General features: G+C 59.4%; 15 protein-coding genes, 1 tRNA gene and 3 rRNA genes. 15 read left to right on the top strand and 4 right to left on the bottom strand.

All coding sequences use genetic code 11. From position 1 onward, the window contains the following. Window positions 1-594: 594 nt before the first annotated feature. The 3 genes from N687_RS0112470 (at window position 595) to rrf (ending at window position 5,419) form a co-directional block, all read left to right on the top strand. Window positions 595-2,147: ribosomal RNA gene (locus N687_RS0112470) — 16S ribosomal RNA — on the top strand. Window positions 2,148-2,295: 148 nt separating this feature from the next. After that, window positions 2,296-5,252: ribosomal RNA gene (locus N687_RS0112465) — 23S ribosomal RNA — on the top strand. Between the two features lie 50 nt (window positions 5,253-5,302). Next, a 5S ribosomal RNA gene (gene rrf, locus N687_RS0112460) occupies window positions 5,303-5,419 on the top strand. The 16S, 23S and 5S rRNA genes sit together here, the layout of an rRNA operon. Window positions 5,420-6,314: 895 nt before the next feature. On the opposite strand, the gene N687_RS0112455 is transcribed toward rrf, so the two are convergent. Further along, a complete protein-coding gene (locus tag N687_RS0112455) occupies window positions 6,315-7,658 on the bottom strand; it encodes a YaaC family protein (protein ID WP_029422158.1) in 1,344 nt (447 codons plus the stop codon). A gap of 196 nt (window positions 7,659-7,854) precedes the next feature. On the opposite strand from N687_RS0112455, the gene guaB reads away from it, so the two are divergent. The 9 genes from guaB to N687_RS0112410 all read left to right on the top strand — a co-directional run bounded on the left by guaB (window position 7,855) and on the right by N687_RS0112410 (window position 14,909). After that, window positions 7,855-9,324 (top strand): IMP dehydrogenase, encoded by a 1,470-nt coding sequence (gene guaB, locus N687_RS0112450; protein ID WP_029422157.1) that lies wholly within the window; start codon window positions 7,855-7,857, stop codon window positions 9,322-9,324. 204 nt (window positions 9,325-9,528) lie between these two features. After that, complete coding sequence (locus N687_RS0112445; RefSeq protein WP_051663207.1) at window positions 9,529-10,764, top strand: D-alanyl-D-alanine carboxypeptidase family protein; 1,236 nt, start codon at window positions 9,529-9,531, stop codon at window positions 10,762-10,764. Between the two features lie 45 nt (window positions 10,765-10,809). Continuing rightward, window positions 10,810-10,932: a hypothetical protein gene (locus N687_RS25150; RefSeq protein ID WP_269320496.1), complete on the top strand. Its 123-nt coding sequence runs from the start codon at window positions 10,810-10,812 to the stop codon at window positions 10,930-10,932. Between the two features lie 32 nt (window positions 10,933-10,964). After that, window positions 10,965-11,849: a pyridoxal 5'-phosphate synthase lyase subunit PdxS gene (gene pdxS / locus N687_RS0112435; RefSeq protein WP_029422155.1), complete on the top strand. Its 885-nt coding sequence runs from the start codon at window positions 10,965-10,967 to the stop codon at window positions 11,847-11,849. 3 nt (window positions 11,850-11,852) lie between these two features. Further along, window positions 11,853-12,428, top strand: a complete 576-nt coding sequence (pdxT, locus tag N687_RS0112430; protein WP_029422154.1) for a pyridoxal 5'-phosphate synthase glutaminase subunit PdxT — start codon at window positions 11,853-11,855, stop codon at window positions 12,426-12,428. Between the two features lie 203 nt (window positions 12,429-12,631). Then, on the top strand, window positions 12,632-13,912 hold the full coding sequence (gene serS, locus N687_RS0112425) for a serine--tRNA ligase (RefSeq protein ID WP_029422153.1): 1,281 nt from the start codon (window positions 12,632-12,634) through the stop codon (window positions 13,910-13,912). A 3-nt stretch (window positions 13,913-13,915) separates the two neighbouring features. Further along, window positions 13,916-14,233, top strand: coding sequence for a hypothetical protein (locus tag N687_RS0112420; protein ID WP_029422152.1), 318 nt, complete (start codon window positions 13,916-13,918; stop codon window positions 14,231-14,233). A gap of 19 nt (window positions 14,234-14,252) precedes the next feature. Beyond that, window positions 14,253-14,696: a hypothetical protein gene (locus tag N687_RS0112415; RefSeq protein WP_029422151.1), complete on the top strand. Its 444-nt coding sequence runs from the start codon at window positions 14,253-14,255 to the stop codon at window positions 14,694-14,696. 134 nt (window positions 14,697-14,830) lie between these two features. Then, window positions 14,831-14,909 (top strand) — tRNA-Arg (locus N687_RS0112410). A gap of 50 nt (window positions 14,910-14,959) precedes the next feature. On the opposite strand, the gene N687_RS0112405 is transcribed toward N687_RS0112410, so the two are convergent. The 3 genes from N687_RS0112405 to N687_RS23195 all read right to left on the bottom strand — a co-directional run bounded on the left by N687_RS0112405 (window position 14,960) and on the right by N687_RS23195 (window position 17,219). Continuing rightward, window positions 14,960-16,156 carry a tyrosine-type recombinase/integrase gene (locus N687_RS0112405; protein ID WP_029422150.1) on the bottom strand — a complete coding sequence of 399 codons (1,197 nt, stop codon included), beginning with the start codon at window positions 16,154-16,156 and terminating at the stop codon, window positions 14,960-14,962. After that, complete coding sequence (locus N687_RS0112400) at window positions 16,153-16,674, bottom strand: ImmA/IrrE family metallo-endopeptidase (protein ID WP_035462244.1); 522 nt, start codon at window positions 16,672-16,674, stop codon at window positions 16,153-16,155. The genes N687_RS0112405 and N687_RS0112400 overlap by 4 nt, the downstream gene beginning before the upstream one ends. A gap of 137 nt (window positions 16,675-16,811) precedes the next feature. Then, the gene (locus N687_RS23195; RefSeq protein ID WP_035462242.1) at window positions 16,812-17,219 is read right to left on the bottom strand and encodes a helix-turn-helix domain-containing protein; all 408 of its coding nucleotides are present in this window, start codon (window positions 17,217-17,219) and stop codon (window positions 16,812-16,814) included. 161 nt (window positions 17,220-17,380) lie between these two features. On the opposite strand from N687_RS23195, the gene N687_RS0112390 reads away from it, so the two are divergent. From N687_RS0112390 to N687_RS0112385, 3 genes are read left to right on the top strand one after another with little or no spacing between them, the layout of a single operon-like run. Beyond that, window positions 17,381-17,602: a helix-turn-helix transcriptional regulator gene (locus N687_RS0112390; protein WP_029422147.1), complete on the top strand. Its 222-nt coding sequence runs from the start codon at window positions 17,381-17,383 to the stop codon at window positions 17,600-17,602. Continuing rightward, entirely contained in the window at window positions 17,599-17,859 is a 261-nt protein-coding gene (locus N687_RS23190; protein ID WP_081841358.1) for a helix-turn-helix domain-containing protein, read from the top strand. The genes N687_RS0112390 and N687_RS23190 overlap by 4 nt, the downstream gene beginning before the upstream one ends. A gap of 28 nt (window positions 17,860-17,887) precedes the next feature. Beyond that, window positions 17,888-18,196: a hypothetical protein gene (locus tag N687_RS0112385; RefSeq protein ID WP_035462240.1), complete on the top strand. Its 309-nt coding sequence runs from the start codon at window positions 17,888-17,890 to the stop codon at window positions 18,194-18,196. Window positions 18,197-18,235: the final 39 nt, after the last annotated feature.

The raw sequence follows: 18,235 nt of genomic DNA, 5'->3' as shown, positions 1-18,235 counted from the left end.
TGAGGGCGCGCAAATCGCCCACGCGCAGGCGGGCCTGGTGGGAGACGGCCCTGGTGGGAGACGGCCAGATTCGGTCTGTCCTTTTCACGACTCGCGCGGCGCCGGCGCGCACCGCGTGTCCCTCGGGAAAGTGGTGCACATGCCGGCCGCACCGCCGAGGAAACCTATGCTTATGGTGTGCATTGTTCTGCATCCCCGTGCGGAAACCACAAGGTTGGACAAGGTTGGACGATCATCCTGCGTTTGACCTGTTGATCTCACGGCGTGGGCGTGGTATATTACTCGACGTCGCTGCTGCGACGGCTGTGGCGTCGGCACCGTTGCTGGCGGCATGGCTGCGACGGCCACGGCGCCGGTCAGGCGCTCGGGTGCCGGGCAGCGGAGCCATCCAGAGAGGGTCATCTAAGAGGAAGCCTTCCAGAAGAGGCGGTCCAAGCGAAGGTCCTCCAAAAACCCCCACTTCCCATCGAGGATGCGGTGTGGTAAGATGGATGGCGCCGCCCAGAGCGGCGAAGTGAGAAAGCGACTGGTTCCTTGAAAACTGAACACGCCATGAGAGCGAACGTACGAAGTGATTCGCGAGAATCACAGGATAGGTTTGAGAGTTTGATCCTGGCTCAGGACGAACGCTGGCGGCGTGCCTAATACATGCAAGTCGAGCGGGTTTCAAGGGGCTTGCCTCTTGGAGCCAGCGGCGGACGGGTGAGTAACACGTGGGCAATCTGCCTGTCAGACCGGAATAACGCCTGGAAACGGGTGCTAATGCCGGATAGAGCAATGGGCAGGCATCTGCCTGTTGGGAAAGGCGCAACTGCGCTGCTGACAGAGGAGCCCGCGGCGCATTAGCTAGTTGGCGGGGTAACGGCCCACCAAGGCGACGATGCGTAGCCGACCTGAGAGGGTGACCGGCCACACTGGGACTGAGACACGGCCCAGACTCCTACGGGAGGCAGCAGTAGGGAATCTTCCGCAATGGGCGCAAGCCTGACGGAGCAACGCCGCGTGAGCGAAGAAGGCCTTCGGGTTGTAAAGCTCAGTCACCCGGGAAGAGCGACCTGCGGAGTGGAAAGCCGCAGGGGAGACGGTACCGGGAGAGGAAGCCCCGGCAAACTACGTGCCAGCAGCCGCGGTAATACGTAGGGGGCGAGCGTTGTCCGGAATCACTGGGCGTAAAGCGTGCGTAGGCGGTCAAGCAAGTCCGGGGTGAAAGACCGAGGCTCAACCTCGGGGTGGCCTTGGAAACTGTTTGACTTGAGTGCTGGAGAGGCAAGGGGAATTCCACGTGTAGCGGTGAAATGCGTAGATATGTGGAGGAATACCAGTGGCGAAGGCGCCTTGCTGGACAGTGACTGACGCTGAGGCACGAAAGCGTGGGGAGCAAACAGGATTAGATACCCTGGTAGTCCACGCCGTAAACGATGAGTGCTAGGTGTTGGGGGGGTTACCCTTCAGTGCCGAAGGAAACCCAATAAGCACTCCGCCTGGGGAGTACGGTCGCAAGACTGAAACTCAAAGGAATTGACGGGGGCCCGCACAAGCAGTGGAGCATGTGGTTTAATTCGAAGCAACGCGAAGAACCTTACCAGGGCTTGACATCCCCCTGACAGCGCTAGAGATAGCGCCTCCCTTCGGGGCAGGGGAGACAGGTGGTGCATGGTTGTCGTCAGCTCGTGTCGTGAGATGTTGGGTTAAGTCCCGCAACGAGCGCAACCCTTGACCTGTGTTACCAGCGCGTAAAGGCGGGGACTCACAGGTGACTGCCGGCGTAAGTCGGAGGAAGGTGGGGATGACGTCAAATCATCATGCCCTTTATGTCCTGGGCTACACACGTGCTACAATGGGCGGTACAACGGGAGGCGAGGCCGCGAGGCGGAGCAAAACCCTGAAAGCCGCCCCCAGTTCGGATTGCAGGCTGCAACTCGCCTGCATGAAGCCGGAATTGCTAGTAATCGCGGATCAGCATGCCGCGGTGAATACGTTCCCGGGCCTTGTACACACCGCCCGTCACACCACGAGAGTCGGCAACACCCGAAGTCGGTGAGGTAACCCTCGCAAGAGGGAGCCAGCCGCCGAAGGTGGGGCTGATGATTGGGGTGAAGTCGTAACAAGGTAGCCGTATCGGAAGGTGCGGCTGGATCACCTCCTTTCTACGGAGCAAGGAGCTCTCAGGCGTGTTCGGTTTTGAGGGGGCGAGACCCGTGGGGGAGACCATGGGGGTAGCTTTCTCGATGTACCTTGGAAACTGGATACCGAGAGAAGCTTCTGACGTGGAAACGTCAGGGGTGACCTGCGACAGGTGAAGATAGGAAGGGCGCACGGTGGATGCCTAGGCGCCAGGAGCCGATGAAGGACGGGGCGAACGCCGATATGCCACGGGGAGCTGTAAGCGAGCGTCGATCCGTGGATGTCCGAATGGGGGAACCCACCGGCCGTCATGGGCCGGTACCTTGCACTGAATGCATAGGTGCAAGGGGGCAACCGGGGGAACTGAAACATCTCAGTACCCCGAGGAGAAGAAAACAAGCGTGATTCCGCAAGTAGTGGCGAGCGAACGCGGAGGAGCCCAAACCAGCGCGGTGTGAGAGGTTGCAGCCGTTGCCGCGTTGGGGTAGCGGGGCATACAGGCAAGCCGCTGCAACGGCTTGACGGAGTGAGAAACTGCATAGGTAGCCGAACGGCATGGGAAGGCCGGTCGTAGAGGGTGAGAACCCCGTAGGCGAAACCGATGCAGCTCCGGAGTATGACCCCAAGTACCGCGGGACACGAGGAACCCCGTGGGAATCCGGGAGGACCACCTTCCAAGGCTAAATACTCCCTGGCGACCGATAGTGGAGAGTACCGTGAGGGAAAGGTGAAAAGTACCGCGGGAGCGGAGTGAAAGAGAACCTGAAACCGTGTGCCTACAATCAGTCGGAGCACGCGTTGGCGTGTGACGGCGTGCCTTTTGTAGAATGAACCGGCGAGTGATGTTAGCGGGCGAGGTTAAGGCGAAAAGCCGGAGCCGAAGCGAAAGCGAGTCTGAAAAGGGCGCAAGTCCGCTGACATGGACCCGAAACCGAGTGATCTACCCCTGGCCAGGGTGAAGTGCGGGTAACACCGCATGGAGGCCCGAACCCACCGGCGTTGAAAAGCCGGGGGATGAGCTGGGGGTAGGGGAGAAATTCCAATCGAACTCGGAGATAGCTGGTTCTCCCCGAAATAGCTTTAGGGCTAGCGTCAAGTGGACAGAGGCGGAGGTAGAGCACTGATTGGGTGCGGGGCCCGGCCAGGGTTACCAAGCTCAGTCAAACTCCGAATGCCGCTTCGTGGGTGCTTGGCAGTCAGACTACGAGTGCTAAGATCCGTGGTCGAGAGGGGAACAGCCCAGACCAACAGCTAAGGTCCCGAAGTGCCAGTTGAGTGGGGAACGATGTGGCGGTGCACAGACAACCAGGATGTTGGCTTAGAAGCAGCCATCATTTAAAGAGTGCGTAATAGCTCACTGGTCGAGTGTCGCTGCGCGGAAAATGTAACGGGGCTAAACTGGCCACCGAAGCTTTGGATACGGAGACGTATGGTAGGGGAGCGTTCCGCTTGCGGGGAAGGTGAGCTGTGAGGCGAGCTGGAGCGAGCGGAAGAGAGAATGCCGGTATAAGTAGCGAAAAGACAGGTGAGAATCCTGTCCGCCGAAAGCCCAAGGGTTCCTGGGGAAGGATCGTCCGCCCAGGGTAAGTCGGGACCTAAGGCGAGGCCGAAAGGCGTAGTCGAAGGAGAACTGGTGGAAATTCCAGTACCACCTTGGCACGCTTGAGCGAAGGGGTGACGCAGGAGGCTCAGGGGAGCGGCCGGATGGAAGAGGCCGTCCAAGCAGCAAGCGGGGTGTGCAGGCAAATCCGCACACTGGTAACCGTGAGCTGTGATGGGGAGGGAAGGAAAGTACCGAAGCCCTGGGAGTCACACTGCCGAGAAAAGCCTCTAGCGAGTGACAAGGTGCCCGTACCGGAAACCGACACAGGTGGGCGCGTGGAGAACACGGAGGCGCGCGGGAGAACTCTCGTTAAGGAACTCGGCAAAATGGCCCCGTAACTTCGGGAGAAGGGGCGCTCTGTGAGAGCAGAGCCGCAGTGAAAAGGCCCAAGCGACTGTTTAGCAAAAACACAGGTCTCTGCGAAGCCGAAAGGCGACGTATAGGGGCTGACGCCTGCCCGGTGCTGGAAGGTTAAGAGGAGGGCTTAGGGAGAGATCCCGAAGGTCCGAATTGAAGCCCCAGTAAACGGCGGCCGTAACTATAACGGTCCTAAGGTAGCGAAATTCCTTGTCGGGTAAGTTCCGACCCGCACGAATGGCGTAACGACTTGGGCGCTGTCTCAACGAGAGACCCGGTGAAATTGTAATACCTGTGAAGATGCAGGTTACCCGCGGCTAGACGGAAAGACCCCGTGGAGCTTTACTGCAGCTTGATATTGGAGATGGGTATGTCATGTACAGGATAGGTGGGAGGCAGAGAAGTGTGGGCGCCAGCCTGCATGGAGCCGGCGTTGGGATACCACCCTTGAGATACCTGTTTTCTAACCTGATACCGTGGAGCCGGTATGGGGACAGTGTCAGGCGGGCAGTTTGACTGGGGCGGTCGCCTCCTAAAGGGTAACGGAGGCGCCCAAAGGTTCCCTCAGCGCGGATGGAAATCGCGCGGAGAGTGTAAAGGCAGAAGGGAGCTTGACTGCGAGACGGACAGGTCGAGCAGGGACGAAAGTCGGGCTTAGTGACCCGGTGGTTCTGAGTGGAAGGGCCATCGCTCAACGGATAAAAGCTACCCCGGGGATAACAGGCTGATCTCCCCCAAGAGTCCACATCGACGGGGAGGTTTGGCACCTCGATGTCGGCTCATCGCATCCTGGGGCTGAAGTCGGTCCCAAGGGTTGGGCTGTTCGCCCATTAAAGCGGTACGCGAGCTGGGTTCAGAACGTCGTGAGACAGTTCGGTCCCTATCTGCCGCGGGCGCAGGATACGTGAGAGGGGTCGTCCTTAGTACGAGAGGACCGGGACGAACCGACCGCTGGTGTCCCAGTTGTTCCGCCAGGAGCACCGCTGGGTAGCCAAGTCGGGGAAGGATAAGCGCTGAAAGCATCTAAGCGCGAAGCCAGCCTCAAGATAACGTATCCCATCCCGAAAGGGAGTAAGACCCCTTGAAGAAGACGAGGTAGATCGGTCCGGTGTGGAAGCGTGGTGACACGTGGAGCAGACGGATACGAATCGGTCGAGGGCTTCACCAGAAGCAGGGAAACTCGGTATCTGGTTTCGAGGGTGCAAAGACACCCTGAAGTCTGGTGGTCATAGCGGAGGGGAAACACGCGTACCCATCCCGAACACGACCGTTAAGCCCTCCAGCGCCGATGATACTCGGGGCGGGAGCCCCTGGGAAAGTAGGACGCCGCCAGGCGAGAGAGAAGGCCCGGCATGCACGGAAGGTGCAGGCCGGGCCTTTTGCTGTGTGGTGTGCGGCAGGCGTAGGCTTGTCATGGGCTTGTCAGAATTGCCATGCGCCGCGGTGAGGTCGCAAATGGATGCAACCTCGGCTGCGTCGGATGGCGGCTGGTCTGTGTTAACGTGAGGGCTCAGACGGGCGCCATGTCAGTCGGGACGGCTCAGCGGGGGAGAATGGGTGGGAATGGGGGATGAATGGGGTGTCAATGGGGGCAAATGGGTGGTGAATGGGTGGTGAATGGGTGGTGAATGGGTGGTGAATGAGTTGACCGTGGCGCCGAGACGGCCCATTCGGTGAGCTGTAACAAACGAATTGCACTTATGGCACGCGAGGCTGGAATGAATACAAACCGTTTCGCCTTTATTCGCGGGCCTTGGGGCCGTGATAGAGACTGTTTTGCATGTAAGCGGGCGGACGGGGAGCCGGGGCGGAGCGGATAATGTAACGAAACCACCTTATGGCATCTGCAAGGTGCCGACATAACATCGAAACGTCCACTATCGTGCTGGGTCCCCAGAGAATTAAGGTGGAAATCGTTTTTACTGACCAACCCGGGGTCATGCCCTTGGAGACACTTGAGACATCCGGGTACCGACCAGCGCTGTCTGCACACCGCACCCTGGAGACACCGCCTAACCCAACCGTCCACCCATCCACCCGTGAGCCGTCCCCTCATCCACCCCCCACCCATCCACTCGTCCATCCGTCGACCTACAGCCATCCAGCAGAACGGTCTCCAGGACCACGATCCACGGTCGTGGGGGAGCGGTGTGGCGCACTCATTCGCGACGACGACCTTTGATGCAGCTGCACCTCCCCATCGGATGCCGCCTCCTCGGATACTCGCCTCTCAGCCACAGCCCCCTTTGCACATTCCCCCTTCACTCACTTCGCAGGCTGCTTGCAGCAGCGTCATCACTGTGCGCTGCGGGGGATAACACGAGAAGTACGCTTGTGTGATGGTCGCGTCCAGTTCATTCTGCCACTGTACGATGTCTAACCACTCTCTGGCGTTGTAACGGCACAGAGCGGCCAGCGAGTACAGGATCGCGTAGTGAATGCACCACTCCGGCTCACCGTCACCGTCCATCAGGTACCAGTTCCCCTGGAACTCACGAAGCCAAGGATGGGACGGACCAGGGTTGGGGATCACCATCCAACCATCCGGTTCTGCGCCGTCCGCTTTCAGACCATCCTGGCCAAATGGCTGCTCCGGGCCCTTGTACACTCCGTGGGTGCGTCGTGCGGTATCCTGTCCTGCGGTGTCCTGCTGTGTACCCTGTGATTCTGCCCGCGCCTGCACAGCGGCGTTTGAAGGAGGGCTGACCGGCGACGGCAGGTTCGCCTGGCACAGCCGTTGCGCGTAGGATGTCCGCCACTCTTCTAACGTGGCTCCCCTGCGTGACGCGATGGACCGCGGAACCCAGGCGGACGCCGGTGAAGCGGCAAACCCCAAGGAAGACCCACATGAGCCGTCCGAGTACGTGGCGTTTGAGGGGAACGGCGCGGCCAACGGCATGGCACGTTGCCCGGTCAACGCGGTGGCACCCGGAGTGGTCAACGGCATGGCACCCGGCGCGGCCCACGGCGTGGAATGCAACGCGAAAATCGGATCCGGAAACGGGACCGAACCGGCACCTGTAGCCCAGGAATCCGATCGTGGAGGTGCATCGGGGCGTTGAAACCGCACCGGATAGACGCGCAGCCGGTCCGGGGCGAGAACGGAGAGCACGGGACCTAAACCGGGGAGTTGGCCCAACAAGTCGCCGACGGTCCAACGTCCGGGGAGGTGGTATCCTGGCGCGAGGAGGGCACAGACGCTCTGCAACGCTCCCTCTTTGTAGACGTGCACAGGTTCATCGAGCCACCGGTACACAGAGCGTTTTTGCCGTCGCACCGAAAGGCCGTGTTGCAAAACCGCCGAGGACGGTGGATAGCCGGGGTCCAGTGCATACAGGACCGCCTTGACCCAGTGGAGCCATCCATAATAGGCAAGCAGCGGCATGACGCAGGATTCCGCCCGGAGGGCCGCGTCCAGAAAAGAGACTCCCAACTTGGCGGATGCCCCAGATTTTGACGCCATTTCGTACACCTGTGAAGGGGTGGCATCGGGATGCAACCGGGCTACGAAGCGGCGCAGCAGAGGTTCGCTGGTCCATTGAAACGGTTCGATCACGATGCCCTCCGGAACCATGTACTCCTCGACGCGTATACGCGAGGACTTGTGCGGGCGAGCTTCGTTGACACTCGCCAGGGCGGTTGTTATACTACGCGTAATATCCGCGGGCCGAGCACGCGTTATACGGCCCGCGTTATACGGTTCGCGTTGAACGGTTATGGATACGGAATCCGCACGCCTATACAAGAGACGCACAGGAGGGGAACGTGCATTGGCGGATCGTTGGAGTACCAAATTTGCAAAGGAAGGTCTTACGTTCGACGACGTGTTGCTCATCCCGGCGCGATCGGAAGTCCTCCCCCGAGACGTGGATGTCCGGACCCGCCTCACCACTGACATCCAACTGAATATTCCCATTGTAAGCGCCGCGATGGACACCGTTACCGAAGCGGCGCTCGCCATTGCTATGGCTCGTGAGGGGGGTATCGGGATCATCCACAAGAATATGCCGATTGAACGGCAGGCGGATGAAGTGGACAAGGTGAAGCGCTCCGAGAGCGGGGTCATCACCGATCCCATCTTTCTCACCCCGGATCATCCCATCCGGGACGCGGAGGCCCTGATGGCGAAGTACCGCATATCCGGCGTGCCCATCGTGGAGGAGGGCACGCGAAAACTCGTCGGCATCATCACCAACCGAGACCTGCGGTTCGAGCGCAATTACGATCGGCCCATCCGTGAGGTGATGACGCAAGGCGCCCTCGTCACCGCCCCGGTCGGGACGACGCTGGAGGACGCGAAGGAGATCCTGCAGCAGCACAAGATCGAGAAGCTGCCTCTGGTCGATGCCAACGGGGTGCTTAAGGGTCTCATCACCATCAAAGACATCGAGAAGGTCCGCCAGTTCCCGAACGCCGCAAAGGACGCCAAGGGGCGGCTGCTCGTCGGCGCCGCGGTGTCTACTTCGAAGGACATGTTCGATCGCGTCGATGCCCTGGTCCGCGCTGGCGCCGACGTGATCGTGGTCGACACGGCCCATGGGCATTCCGTCGGCGTGATCGAATCGGTGAAAGAGATCCGGAAGCGCCACCCGGACATCCAGCTGATAGCGGGCAATGTGGCGACGGCCGAGGCGACGGAGGAGCTGATCGCTGCCGGCGTGAACGCAGTCAAGGTCGGGATTGGGCCGGGCTCCATCTGCACGACCCGTGTGGTCGCAGGTATCGGGGTGCCGCAGATCACCGCGGTCTACGACTGCGCGACGGTGGCACGCCGCCGAGGGATCCCCGTCATCGCTGACGGAGGGATCAAGTATTCCGGAGACATCGTGAAGGCCATCGCGGCTGGGGCCAGCACGGTGATGATCGGGAGCCTTTTGGCGGGAACGGACGAGAGCCCTGGTGAGATGGAGATCTACCAAGGTCGGAGCTTCAAGGTGTACCGCGGCATGGGGTCCATCGGCGCGATGAAGGCGGGCGGCGGCGAGCGGTACTTTCAGGAGGACGCGAAGAAGCTGGTGCCGGAAGGCATCGAGGGACGTGTCCCATATCGCGGGCCGTTGGCGGAAATCTTGTACCAGCTGGTCGGCGGTCTGCGGGCCGGGATGGGCTATTGCGGGACGCCCACCATTCCCGACCTGCAGGAAAACGGCCAGTTCATCCGGATCACCGCGGCGGGTCTGCGGGAGAGTCACCCGCACGACGTGCACATCACCAAGGAAGCGCCGAACTACAGCATTTAATTCTCCTCCCTTTCGGCGGCCGTGCACCAGCTCGTCGGTGTGCGGCTGCCAGTACACCCGTTTTTCGCCAACCTGATGGTTCTTCCGCGTATGTTATACTGATGCCGGACTTGCAGACTTACGTCCGGATCGCTGGTTACCAAGCAATTCTTCTAGTAGATTCGCCAGTGATCCCCTGGAAACTGGACAAGGAGTGTAGCGGCGGTGAGGAAAGACGCACAAAAGTTGTTTGCAATCGCCTGCGCAGCCGCGGGTTTGGCGGGAATTGTGCCTGTGCAGGCGGTCCGCGCGGAGGTCATCAACCAGAACGCGCTCCAAACCATTCACGCGCCCGCACCGCCGGTCGTCAAAGCCCAGTCCGTCGTCCTGATGGATGCGGACAACGGCCAGATTTTGTACGAGAAGAATGCGGACGAACGGCGCGCGCCCGCATCGACCACGAAGATCATGACCATGCTGTTGGTCATGGAGGCGGTCGCCAATCACAAGGTCAGGTGGGAGGACGAGGTCCCGGTCACCCCGGACGCCTATCGGGTAGCCACCACCTCCGACGTATCCAACGCCTATCTGGATCCTCGCGAACATTTCACGTTGCGCGACATGATGGACTTCATCGCCGTGCTCTCGGCCAACGATGCCACCGTGGCCGTCGCGGATAAGATCGGCGGCGACAAGGACAATTTTGTCGCCATGATGAACCAGGAAGCGCAGCGGTTGGGCCTGACGGGCACACACTACACGAATCCGGACGGGCTGCCCCAGGACAACCACTACACGACCGCGATGGACTTGGCGAAACTGTCGCGGTATCTCATTGAACACTATCCGGAAGTACTGGAGTTCACATCAAAGCCGACCGTCACCGTGAAGAGCCAGGTGCGCAAGCAGTCGAACACGTGGCCGAACACGGATGAGATGATCGGCAAATATCCCGGGGTCGACGGGCTGAAGACCGGTTTCACCGATGACGCGGGCTACTGCTTTGTGGGCACCGCCCAGCGAAACGGCGTCCGGCTCATCTCGGTGGTAATGGGCGACACGAAGAACGACATTCACCAGCGGTTCGTGGATACACAGAAGCTGTTCGATTACGGATTCCAACAATTCACCGAGACCAAGGCGGCGACCCACGGCCAAACCTTGTCCTACACCGTGCCGGTGCCTGACGGGAAGACGACCCAGTTGCCCGTCACAGCCGCGGATGACTTGATTGTCGATCTCCCGGCCGGCGTCCAAGGCCAGGTGAAATTCGTCTCCCAGCCGGTGACGGCACCTGTTCATCAAGGGCAGAAGGTCGGGACGCTGGAGTATGTGGTAAACGGCAGCGTGATCGCCCAGACGGACGCGGTCGCGGCCGGAGAAGATCCGAAGGCCAACTGGTTCGTCCGCCTGCTGCGGGGCATCGGCCGGTGGCTTGGTGGATTGCTACATCGCCTGTAATGTACTAATGTAGTTGTCGGAACCGTCTTGGAAGGTGGCGATGGCGTGGGCTCGGCGCTGTGGTTGCAAATCGGCAGTCTGACGGTCTGCAGCATCTTGGCCCTTTTGTTCATCGTCGGCGCCTTTTTTGAAATGCGCCGCTTCCTGCGCAAACTCAGGAAGGAATAAGATACAGGCGTGAGCCGGAGGGAGAGAGGACCATGGCACTGACAGGAACGGACGTCGTCAAGCGCGGTATGGCACAGATGCAAAAAGGCGGCGTCATTATGGACGTGGTCTCGGCTGAACAGGCGAAGATTGCGGAGGCGGCCGGCGCAGTGGCCGTGATGGCTTTGGAACGCGTGCCGTCCGATATCCGCGCCGCAGGCGGCGTGGCCCGCATGGCCGATCCGACCATCATCGAGGAGGTCATGAAGGCCGTCTCCATTCCGGTGATGGCCAAATGCCGTATTGGCCACATCGTCGAAGCGCGCGTGCTGGAGGCCCTCGGCGTCGACTACATCGACGAGAGCGAGGTCCTGACGCCGGCAGACGACAAATTCCACATTAACAAGAAGGCCTTCACAGTGCCGTTCGTGTGCGGCGCCCGCGACCTCGGCGAGGCCCTGCGGCGCATCGCAGAAGGGGCCAGCATGATCCGCACGAAGGGCGAGCCGGGCACTGGGAACATCGTCGAGGCCGTCAAGCACCAGCGCTTGATGCAGGCGCAGATTCGCAAGATCCAGAACATGTCCGAGGACGAGCTGGTGGCCGAAGCCAAAAACCTCGGCGCCCCGTACGAGCTGGTGCTCGAGGTGCACAAGCTCGGACGGCTTCCGGTTGTCAACTTCGCGGCGGGCGGGATCGCGACTCCGGCCGACGCGGCATTGATGATGGAACTGGGATCGGACGGCGTGTTCGTCGGCTCCGGCATCTTCAAGTCGGAGAATCCGGAGAAGTTCGCGCGCGCCATTGTCCAGGCCACGACCCACTACCAGGACTACGAGCTGATTGCGCACCTGTCGAAGGGCTTGGGCACGCCGATGAAAGGCATCGACCTGAACACCCTGCGCGACGAGGAGCGCATGGCTGTTCGGGGTTGGTGAGCAATGAAGATTGGAGTCCTCGCCCTCCAGGGGGCGTTTCACGAACATGCGCGCATGTTGGGCGATCTCGGCGCCGAACCAGTGCTGGTGAAGCTGCCGCGCCATCTGGAGGGCATCGAAGGCCTTGTGATCCCGGGTGGAGAGAGCACCACCATCGGCAAGCTGCTCCGGGAATACGAATTGATGACGCCTATCCGGCAGATGGCGCAGGACGGGATGCCGGTGTTTGGCACGTGCGCCGGGATGATCGTGATGGCGGCGCGCATCCAGGGAGAACCAGAGCCACACCTGGCGTTGATGGACGTGACGGTGAACCGGAACTCGTTCGGCCGCCAGCGGGAGAGCTTCGAGACCGATCTCGACATCCCGGAGATCGGGGAAAAACCGTTCCGGGCGGTGTTCATCCGGGCGCCGCACATCGAGTCGGTCGGCGAGGGCGTGAGGACGCTGGCGACGTACGAGGGGCGCATCGTGGCCGTGCGGGAAGGAAAGTTCATCGCCACTTCGTTCCATCCCGAGTTGACCGCGGATGATCGCCTGCACGCGTACTTCCTGGACATCGTCGCGGGCAAGCGTTGAGCATCGGGATCGAGCGAAAGAAAACCCATCCAGCCATGAGGAGGTGCCCGATGAGGGCACCTCTTTCATAAGAGGCGGGGCGCACCGTACATCGGCCTCTGCCTTGCGGGAGCTCTTCACCATCTGCTATGCTCGATCCATATGTGTGCACGGACTTGGTTCCTCGTCGGTGTGACGGGGTGCCACCGGAAGGGGTGTTGGACATGCTGGATCTGCGCGCGATCCGCAGTCATCCGGATGAGTTTCGCCAGGGTTTGGAGAGAAAGCACGCCGATCCGACCTTGATTGATCAACTCCTGCGCGTCGACGAGGCGTGGCGCAACGCTTTGGCCGAGGTGGAGCGGCTCAAGAGCGTGCGCAACAAGGCTTCGGAGGCCATCGCAATGAAGAAGCGCCGCGGGGAGGACGCGAGCGCGGACATCGCACAGATGCGAGAGGTGTCCGACCGGATCAAGATGCTGGACGACGAGGTCCGCCGGCTGGATGATGAGGTGAAGGAACTCCTGTTGATCATCCCGAACCTCCCGCATCCGTCCGTGCCGGACGGGAAGGACGAGCAGGACAATGTGCCCGTCCGCTACTGGGGGGACAAGCCGTCTTTCCCGTTTGAACCAAGGCCGCACTGGGAGATCGCCGAGCGGCTCGACATCGCCGACTTCGAACGAGCGGCGAAGGTCACCGGATCGCGCTTTGTCATCTACAAGGGGCTCGGCGCCAAGCTGGAGCGCGCACTGGCCAATTTTATGCTCGACCTGCAGACCAGCCGCAATGGATACACGGAGATGTTTCCGGCGTTCATCGCCAACGAGACCAGCCTCATCGGAACTGGCAATCTGCCGAAGTTCGGCGACGAGATGTTCAAGTTGGAGGGACTGCCGTATTACCTGATCCCGACGGCCGAGGTGCCGCTGACCAACTACCACCGCGACGAGATCCTCGTCGCGTCCCAGCTGCCGGTGAAGTACGCGGGTTACAGCGCATGCTTCCGGTCGGAAGCGGGATCGGCCGGGAAGGACACGCGGGGCCTGATCCGCCTGCATCAGTTCCAGAAGGTCGAGCTGGTGAAACTGGTGCTGCCGGAGACCTCCTATGACGAACTGGAGCGGCTGGTGGATGACGCCGCGTCCGTGCTGGAGGCGTTGAATCTGCCGTACCGGGTGATCGAGATCTGCACCGGGGACCTGGGGGCGAAGGAGACAAAGAAATACGATCTCGAAGTCTGGATGCCGGCCCAGGGAGTCTACCGGGAGATCAGCTCCTGCTCCAACTTCGAGGACTATCAGGCACGCCGCGCGAACCTGCGCTTCCGCCGGGATGAGACGTCCAAACCGGAATTTGTCCACACACTGAACGGATCCGGGCTCGCCATCGGACGAACCGTGGCCGCCATCTTGGAGAATGGACAGCAGGAGGACGGCAGTGTGCGTATTCCCGAGGCTCTGGTCCCATACATGGGCGTGGACGTCATCCGCCCGGTGGAGTGACCGATGGCCAACACCCTGTGGGTCTCCTGGCTGTGGGACGCGGTGAAGCTGCTGTTCATCGCATTCCTTCTCTGGTGTGTGTGGATGCAATGGCGGGCGATGCACCGCATCGCGTTCGGCCGCTCCATGTTCATTTCGTGGACCGCGGTCTTAATGGGTTTCCTCGTCGGACTCCTGCCGACGGTGTCCGCAGCGGTCGTGTCCATCCTGTTGCTGATCACCGGGTTCGGGATGATGGCTGTCCTCGGCGTCAAGTCCTGGCAACGGCTGCGCCGAGCACGCGGGAGGACGTCCTCCGCACCGACCCGGCACAGTTCCTGAGCGTGCGGAGGGAGGTCCCGTGCGCGTTTCCCAAATCTCCATTGTGATGGACCGGGATGACTTGCAGGAATGGATGGACGAGCTGCTGCCGAAATCCGGAGTTCGCATCCTGTCCATCACGCCGGAGGGCATCCGAGGCCAGGTGAAACTGCTCTGGTGGTATGTGGACTTTCTCGCGGTGCCCTCCATCCCGGCATCCGACACCGTGGCCATTGACATTTCGGCCCACAAACTGGTCCCCATCCCGTCCGCGCTGGTGCAGCGCCAACTGAAGGAGGCGGTACGGGATGGGCCGCCCGGCATTTCGGTGATGGAGGAGTCGCTTCGCGTCCATCTGCCCTCGTTGTTGGCGGGGCTCGGGGTCCATCTGCATGTTCGCCACCTGGGATGCGAACAGGGCCGCGTCACCGTGTCCGTCGAGGGGCTGTCCGTACCCTGGCCGTTTCTGCCCGGGCGCCGTTGACCGTGGACCGTTGACGGCCGACCATACGGGGGCCACGATACATGGACGATTGACGCCGGAACCGGAGCTTTCCTTTGCTTGGATGCCGTCCGGTCCTGTATAATGAAAAGGAGGGCATCCGATCTCTCCATCATGCACCCGTAGCTCAGGCGGATAGAGCGGTGGTTTCCTAAACCGCGTCTTGCGGGGGTTCGAGTCCCTCCGGGTGCACCAAAAAAGCCAGTCGTGGCGCGGGTTCTTGACCCGCGCCATTTTCCACCTTCTCACGATCTTCTGCCATTCTTCTGCCCTTCGTGTTCCGAAATATATTTTTTGACATGCTTCGACACGGATATTAGTTCACTGAGTTGGTCGACGGCGCTCTGTTGAAGGTTGGGCAGCACGTGTGAGTAGGTATCCAAAGTGATTCCGATGTTAGCGTGACCTAGCCGTTCGGAGACTATCTTTGGATGCACACCCTGTTTGAGCAACAGTGTCGCGTGCGTATGGCGAAGGTCATGGAATCGGATCCGAGGCACGTCGCATTTGCCAAGCAAGTTGTACCACGACCGGTCGAGATTCCGAGGTGAAACCGGAGTACCCACTTCGGTCTGAACAACCAACCCGTGATCACGATACAACGGGCCAGCCTTCAGACGTTCTTCCTCCTGTCGAATCCGATGTATGTTAAGAGCTTCGATAATTGGGTCAGAGATCGCAACAGCGCGCCGCCCGTGTGCGGTCTTGGGCTCAAGGAAATAAAACTGTCCGTGAACATAACTGAGGTTCTGACGTACTGTGATAAGTTTTGATGAAAAATCGACGTCGGACCAGCGAAGTCCAAGAATTTCCCCCTTCCGAAGTCCTGTCATGATAGCCAAGACAAATGCGATGTAGTATCTGTCTTCTTGTGCGACGCTCAGGAATCGGTTCACGTGTTCGATGTCCCATACCTGCATGTCCACCTTGCGCGGACGCGGCGGGTCCACCAATTCACATACATTTCGCGGAGTCAGCCCCCATTTTACAGCACGGTCCAGGGCTTCGTGCAGTACTAAATGGGCATGCAGTATGGACCGGTTTGAAACTACACCTGGTTTGCCATCTTTCCGCGGCGCCTTTTGCAAGTCGGTATAGAGTTTTTGGAGCATCACCGGGGTCAGTTTAGAAATCTTTACATGACCAATATATGGGATGATGTGATGACGAACATGCCATGAATAGCTTCGCAGTGTGGACGGCCGCACTTGTGATTGTTTATGGTCAAGCCACTGTTGTAAGAACTCTGCAATCGTCATGTCGGTTTCCTCATGGAACTGTCCCGTTTGCAAATCGTGAAGTTTTTCAACGAGGGCCGCTTGAGCCGCTTTCTTCGTATCGTAACCCCCAAACCACCTTCGTTGTCTCTTGCCCATTGCGTCGCGCCCAAGCTCGATGACAACGTAATATTTGTTTCCTTTCTTTGTAACATGGCCATTCATATTAAGCACTCCAAGTCATAAGCCTCTGCCAATCCAGCAGCCGTGTAGTTCTGGGTAAATTCCTCCAACCGTCGTTGCATGGCTTCGTACGTCACGCAAAATACGTGAGCCAGATAGGTGACATTTGCCTCGTAAAACGGCGGTGCTTGTCGCAAATACTTGGCCAGCAGATACGTTGGTGCGAAGATGTGCCCGGCCAAACGCACTGCTTGGGCTTCCTGATAAATTCGAAACAGGTTCACCATGGTAGTCTGATTTCCACTATGCAGGAGCACGTGTGCAAGTTCGTGGGCGGCGTGTACACGTTGCACACGCCGTGTCTCGGTGCAATTCACTACACACAGGTGTTCCACGGAATTGGGAGCGTGGACAATTGTAACAGCGTGGGACCTACGCGGTTCATACAGAAGCGTGGCATTGTGCTCGGCAGCGAGTTCATCCAGGCAGAGATCCCTTGGCGACCAGATGTTACGCTCACGAAAAAACGACTCGACGTAGCTGATGACAATGTCCAACACGAACACCCATCTCCCATGGAGTAGTCTGATTGTTGTATGGGAACGTGTGTTCGTATTTTACTTCGAGCAAAGGAATATTTTAAGTCTTGATTTTCAGGGGAAATCAATTCCAAGGGAGCAAAATCCCAATTGAGGGTTTATTGGTTAGAGCCCTTGTTCTTTTTCATACGGGGTTTTTCGATGTTTTCCCAGTACCAGCGCAAAGTCTCCATTACGGCTGCTTTCGATTCCTCGGGGGCTTCATCGAACTCGGCAAAGAATACTCCGGTAACGTGTTCTCGAACCCATCGTAGGAATTCCTTTTCTTCGAATGAAATGTCTTCACCAACCGGAGTAGATCCATGTGGATCGTCGGTACGGCCAAGAAGATAATCCACACTGACACCGAAGAAGTCCGCGAATTTGGGCAGTAACTCAATATCTGGGGATCGGATCCCGTTTTCATATCCCGAGATAGTGGACTCAGCTAGGCCAAATATTTGGCCCAGTTCCTTCATTGTCAGGTGCTTCTGCTGCCGAAGGTAACGAAGCCTCTTTCCAAACACCGATTAACCCCCTGATCCACGCTTTCAAAACATCATTATACCTTCGCGGATTGCGAAACGAAAAGCACGAGAAATAAACTTCTCAAAACGCATTGACACTATTCATATCGCGTTGTACGATACATATGGACAACGCAATATGCGATGTGGGGGTGACAATTATGGCAAGCCTGGTGCGGCAAGCGAGAATCGCCGCTGGCCTCACCATAGAGCAGGCGGCGAAGCGGCTTGGGATTCCAGGTGGCTATTTGTCTGAGATCGAGACGGGAAAACGCCAAGTAAGTGCTGCACGTGCCGAGCAGATCGCGAACTTGTACGGTGTCAAGAGAGAAGAAATCTTTTCGCCCAGCCGCTTTGCAATTCGCAAAGCGGATACGGCATGAAGGAAGTGATGAGGACCGTGTCTCTCCATGAACAAGACCTTCCTTCGGTTCTGACTATGGAAGACGTGGCACGGTATCTGCGCATCGGTCGGACTGCGGCATACGAGTTGGCACGTCGGTCGGATTTTCCTGCCATTCGCGTTGGGCGCCTTGTTCGTGTCAATCGCGAAGCATTCTTGCGCTGGTGTGGTCACCCAACCTATCGGGCCAACGGACATGACGAAATGAACCCTGACGGTGCGGTTGGGAACGTGTGATCAGAGAAACAAAACGGAGGTGAATTTCTTGCCATCGACCTACACAGCCTGCGCATACTGTGGCTGCCAAGACACCGACACGCGCCGCGAATGCCTGTCCGAATATGGCATGGGCTGGTACTACGAGGAGTACGCTGTGTGCGCCAACTGCGGCACGGAATGGGTCGAGGCCGAGTGGTGCAGCGAGTGCAGCCAGCGGCTCGACCATTGCGACTGCAACCGATGCGACGAGTGCGGCGAGCTGATCGAGGACTGCTCTTGTGCTGAACGGTGTCCAGAGTGCCGCGAATGGATGGAGAATTGCCGGTGCGACAAGGCGCAACGCCGTTCGGCCTAGGCCAGACCCGCCGGGCGCTTGGGAGTGCGCCGCGGGGAT

Source organism: Alicyclobacillus macrosporangiidus CPP55, from assembly GCF_000702485.1.
Taxonomy (GTDB): domain Bacteria; phylum Bacillota; class Bacilli; order Alicyclobacillales; family Alicyclobacillaceae; genus Alicyclobacillus_H; species Alicyclobacillus_H macrosporangiidus_B.
The sequence above is the reverse complement of the archived record's forward strand: the minus strand, read 5'-3'. Positions and strand labels throughout refer to the sequence as shown.

What these genes read in the sequence shown, in the direction of transcription:
- N687_RS0112455 (WP_029422158.1), bottom strand. Translation starts at nt 7,658, where the DNA reads ATGGTTCCGGAGGGCATCGTGATCGAACCGTTTCAATGGACCAGCGAA.
- pdxS (WP_029422155.1), top strand. Translation starts at nt 10,965, where the DNA reads ATGGCACTGACAGGAACGGACGTCGTCAAGCGCGGTATGGCACAGATG.
- pdxT (WP_029422154.1), top strand. Translation starts at nt 11,853, where the DNA reads ATGAAGATTGGAGTCCTCGCCCTCCAGGGGGCGTTTCACGAACATGCG.
- serS (WP_029422153.1), top strand. Translation starts at nt 12,632, where the DNA reads ATGCTGGATCTGCGCGCGATCCGCAGTCATCCGGATGAGTTTCGCCAG.
- N687_RS0112420 (WP_029422152.1), top strand. Translation starts at nt 13,916, where the DNA reads ATGGCCAACACCCTGTGGGTCTCCTGGCTGTGGGACGCGGTGAAGCTG.
- N687_RS0112405 (WP_029422150.1), bottom strand. Translation starts at nt 16,156, where the DNA reads ATGAATGGCCATGTTACAAAGAAAGGAAACAAATATTACGTTGTCATC.
- N687_RS0112390 (WP_029422147.1), top strand. Translation starts at nt 17,381, where the DNA reads ATGGCAAGCCTGGTGCGGCAAGCGAGAATCGCCGCTGGCCTCACCATA.
- N687_RS23190 (WP_081841358.1), top strand. Translation starts at nt 17,599, where the DNA reads ATGAAGGAAGTGATGAGGACCGTGTCTCTCCATGAACAAGACCTTCCT.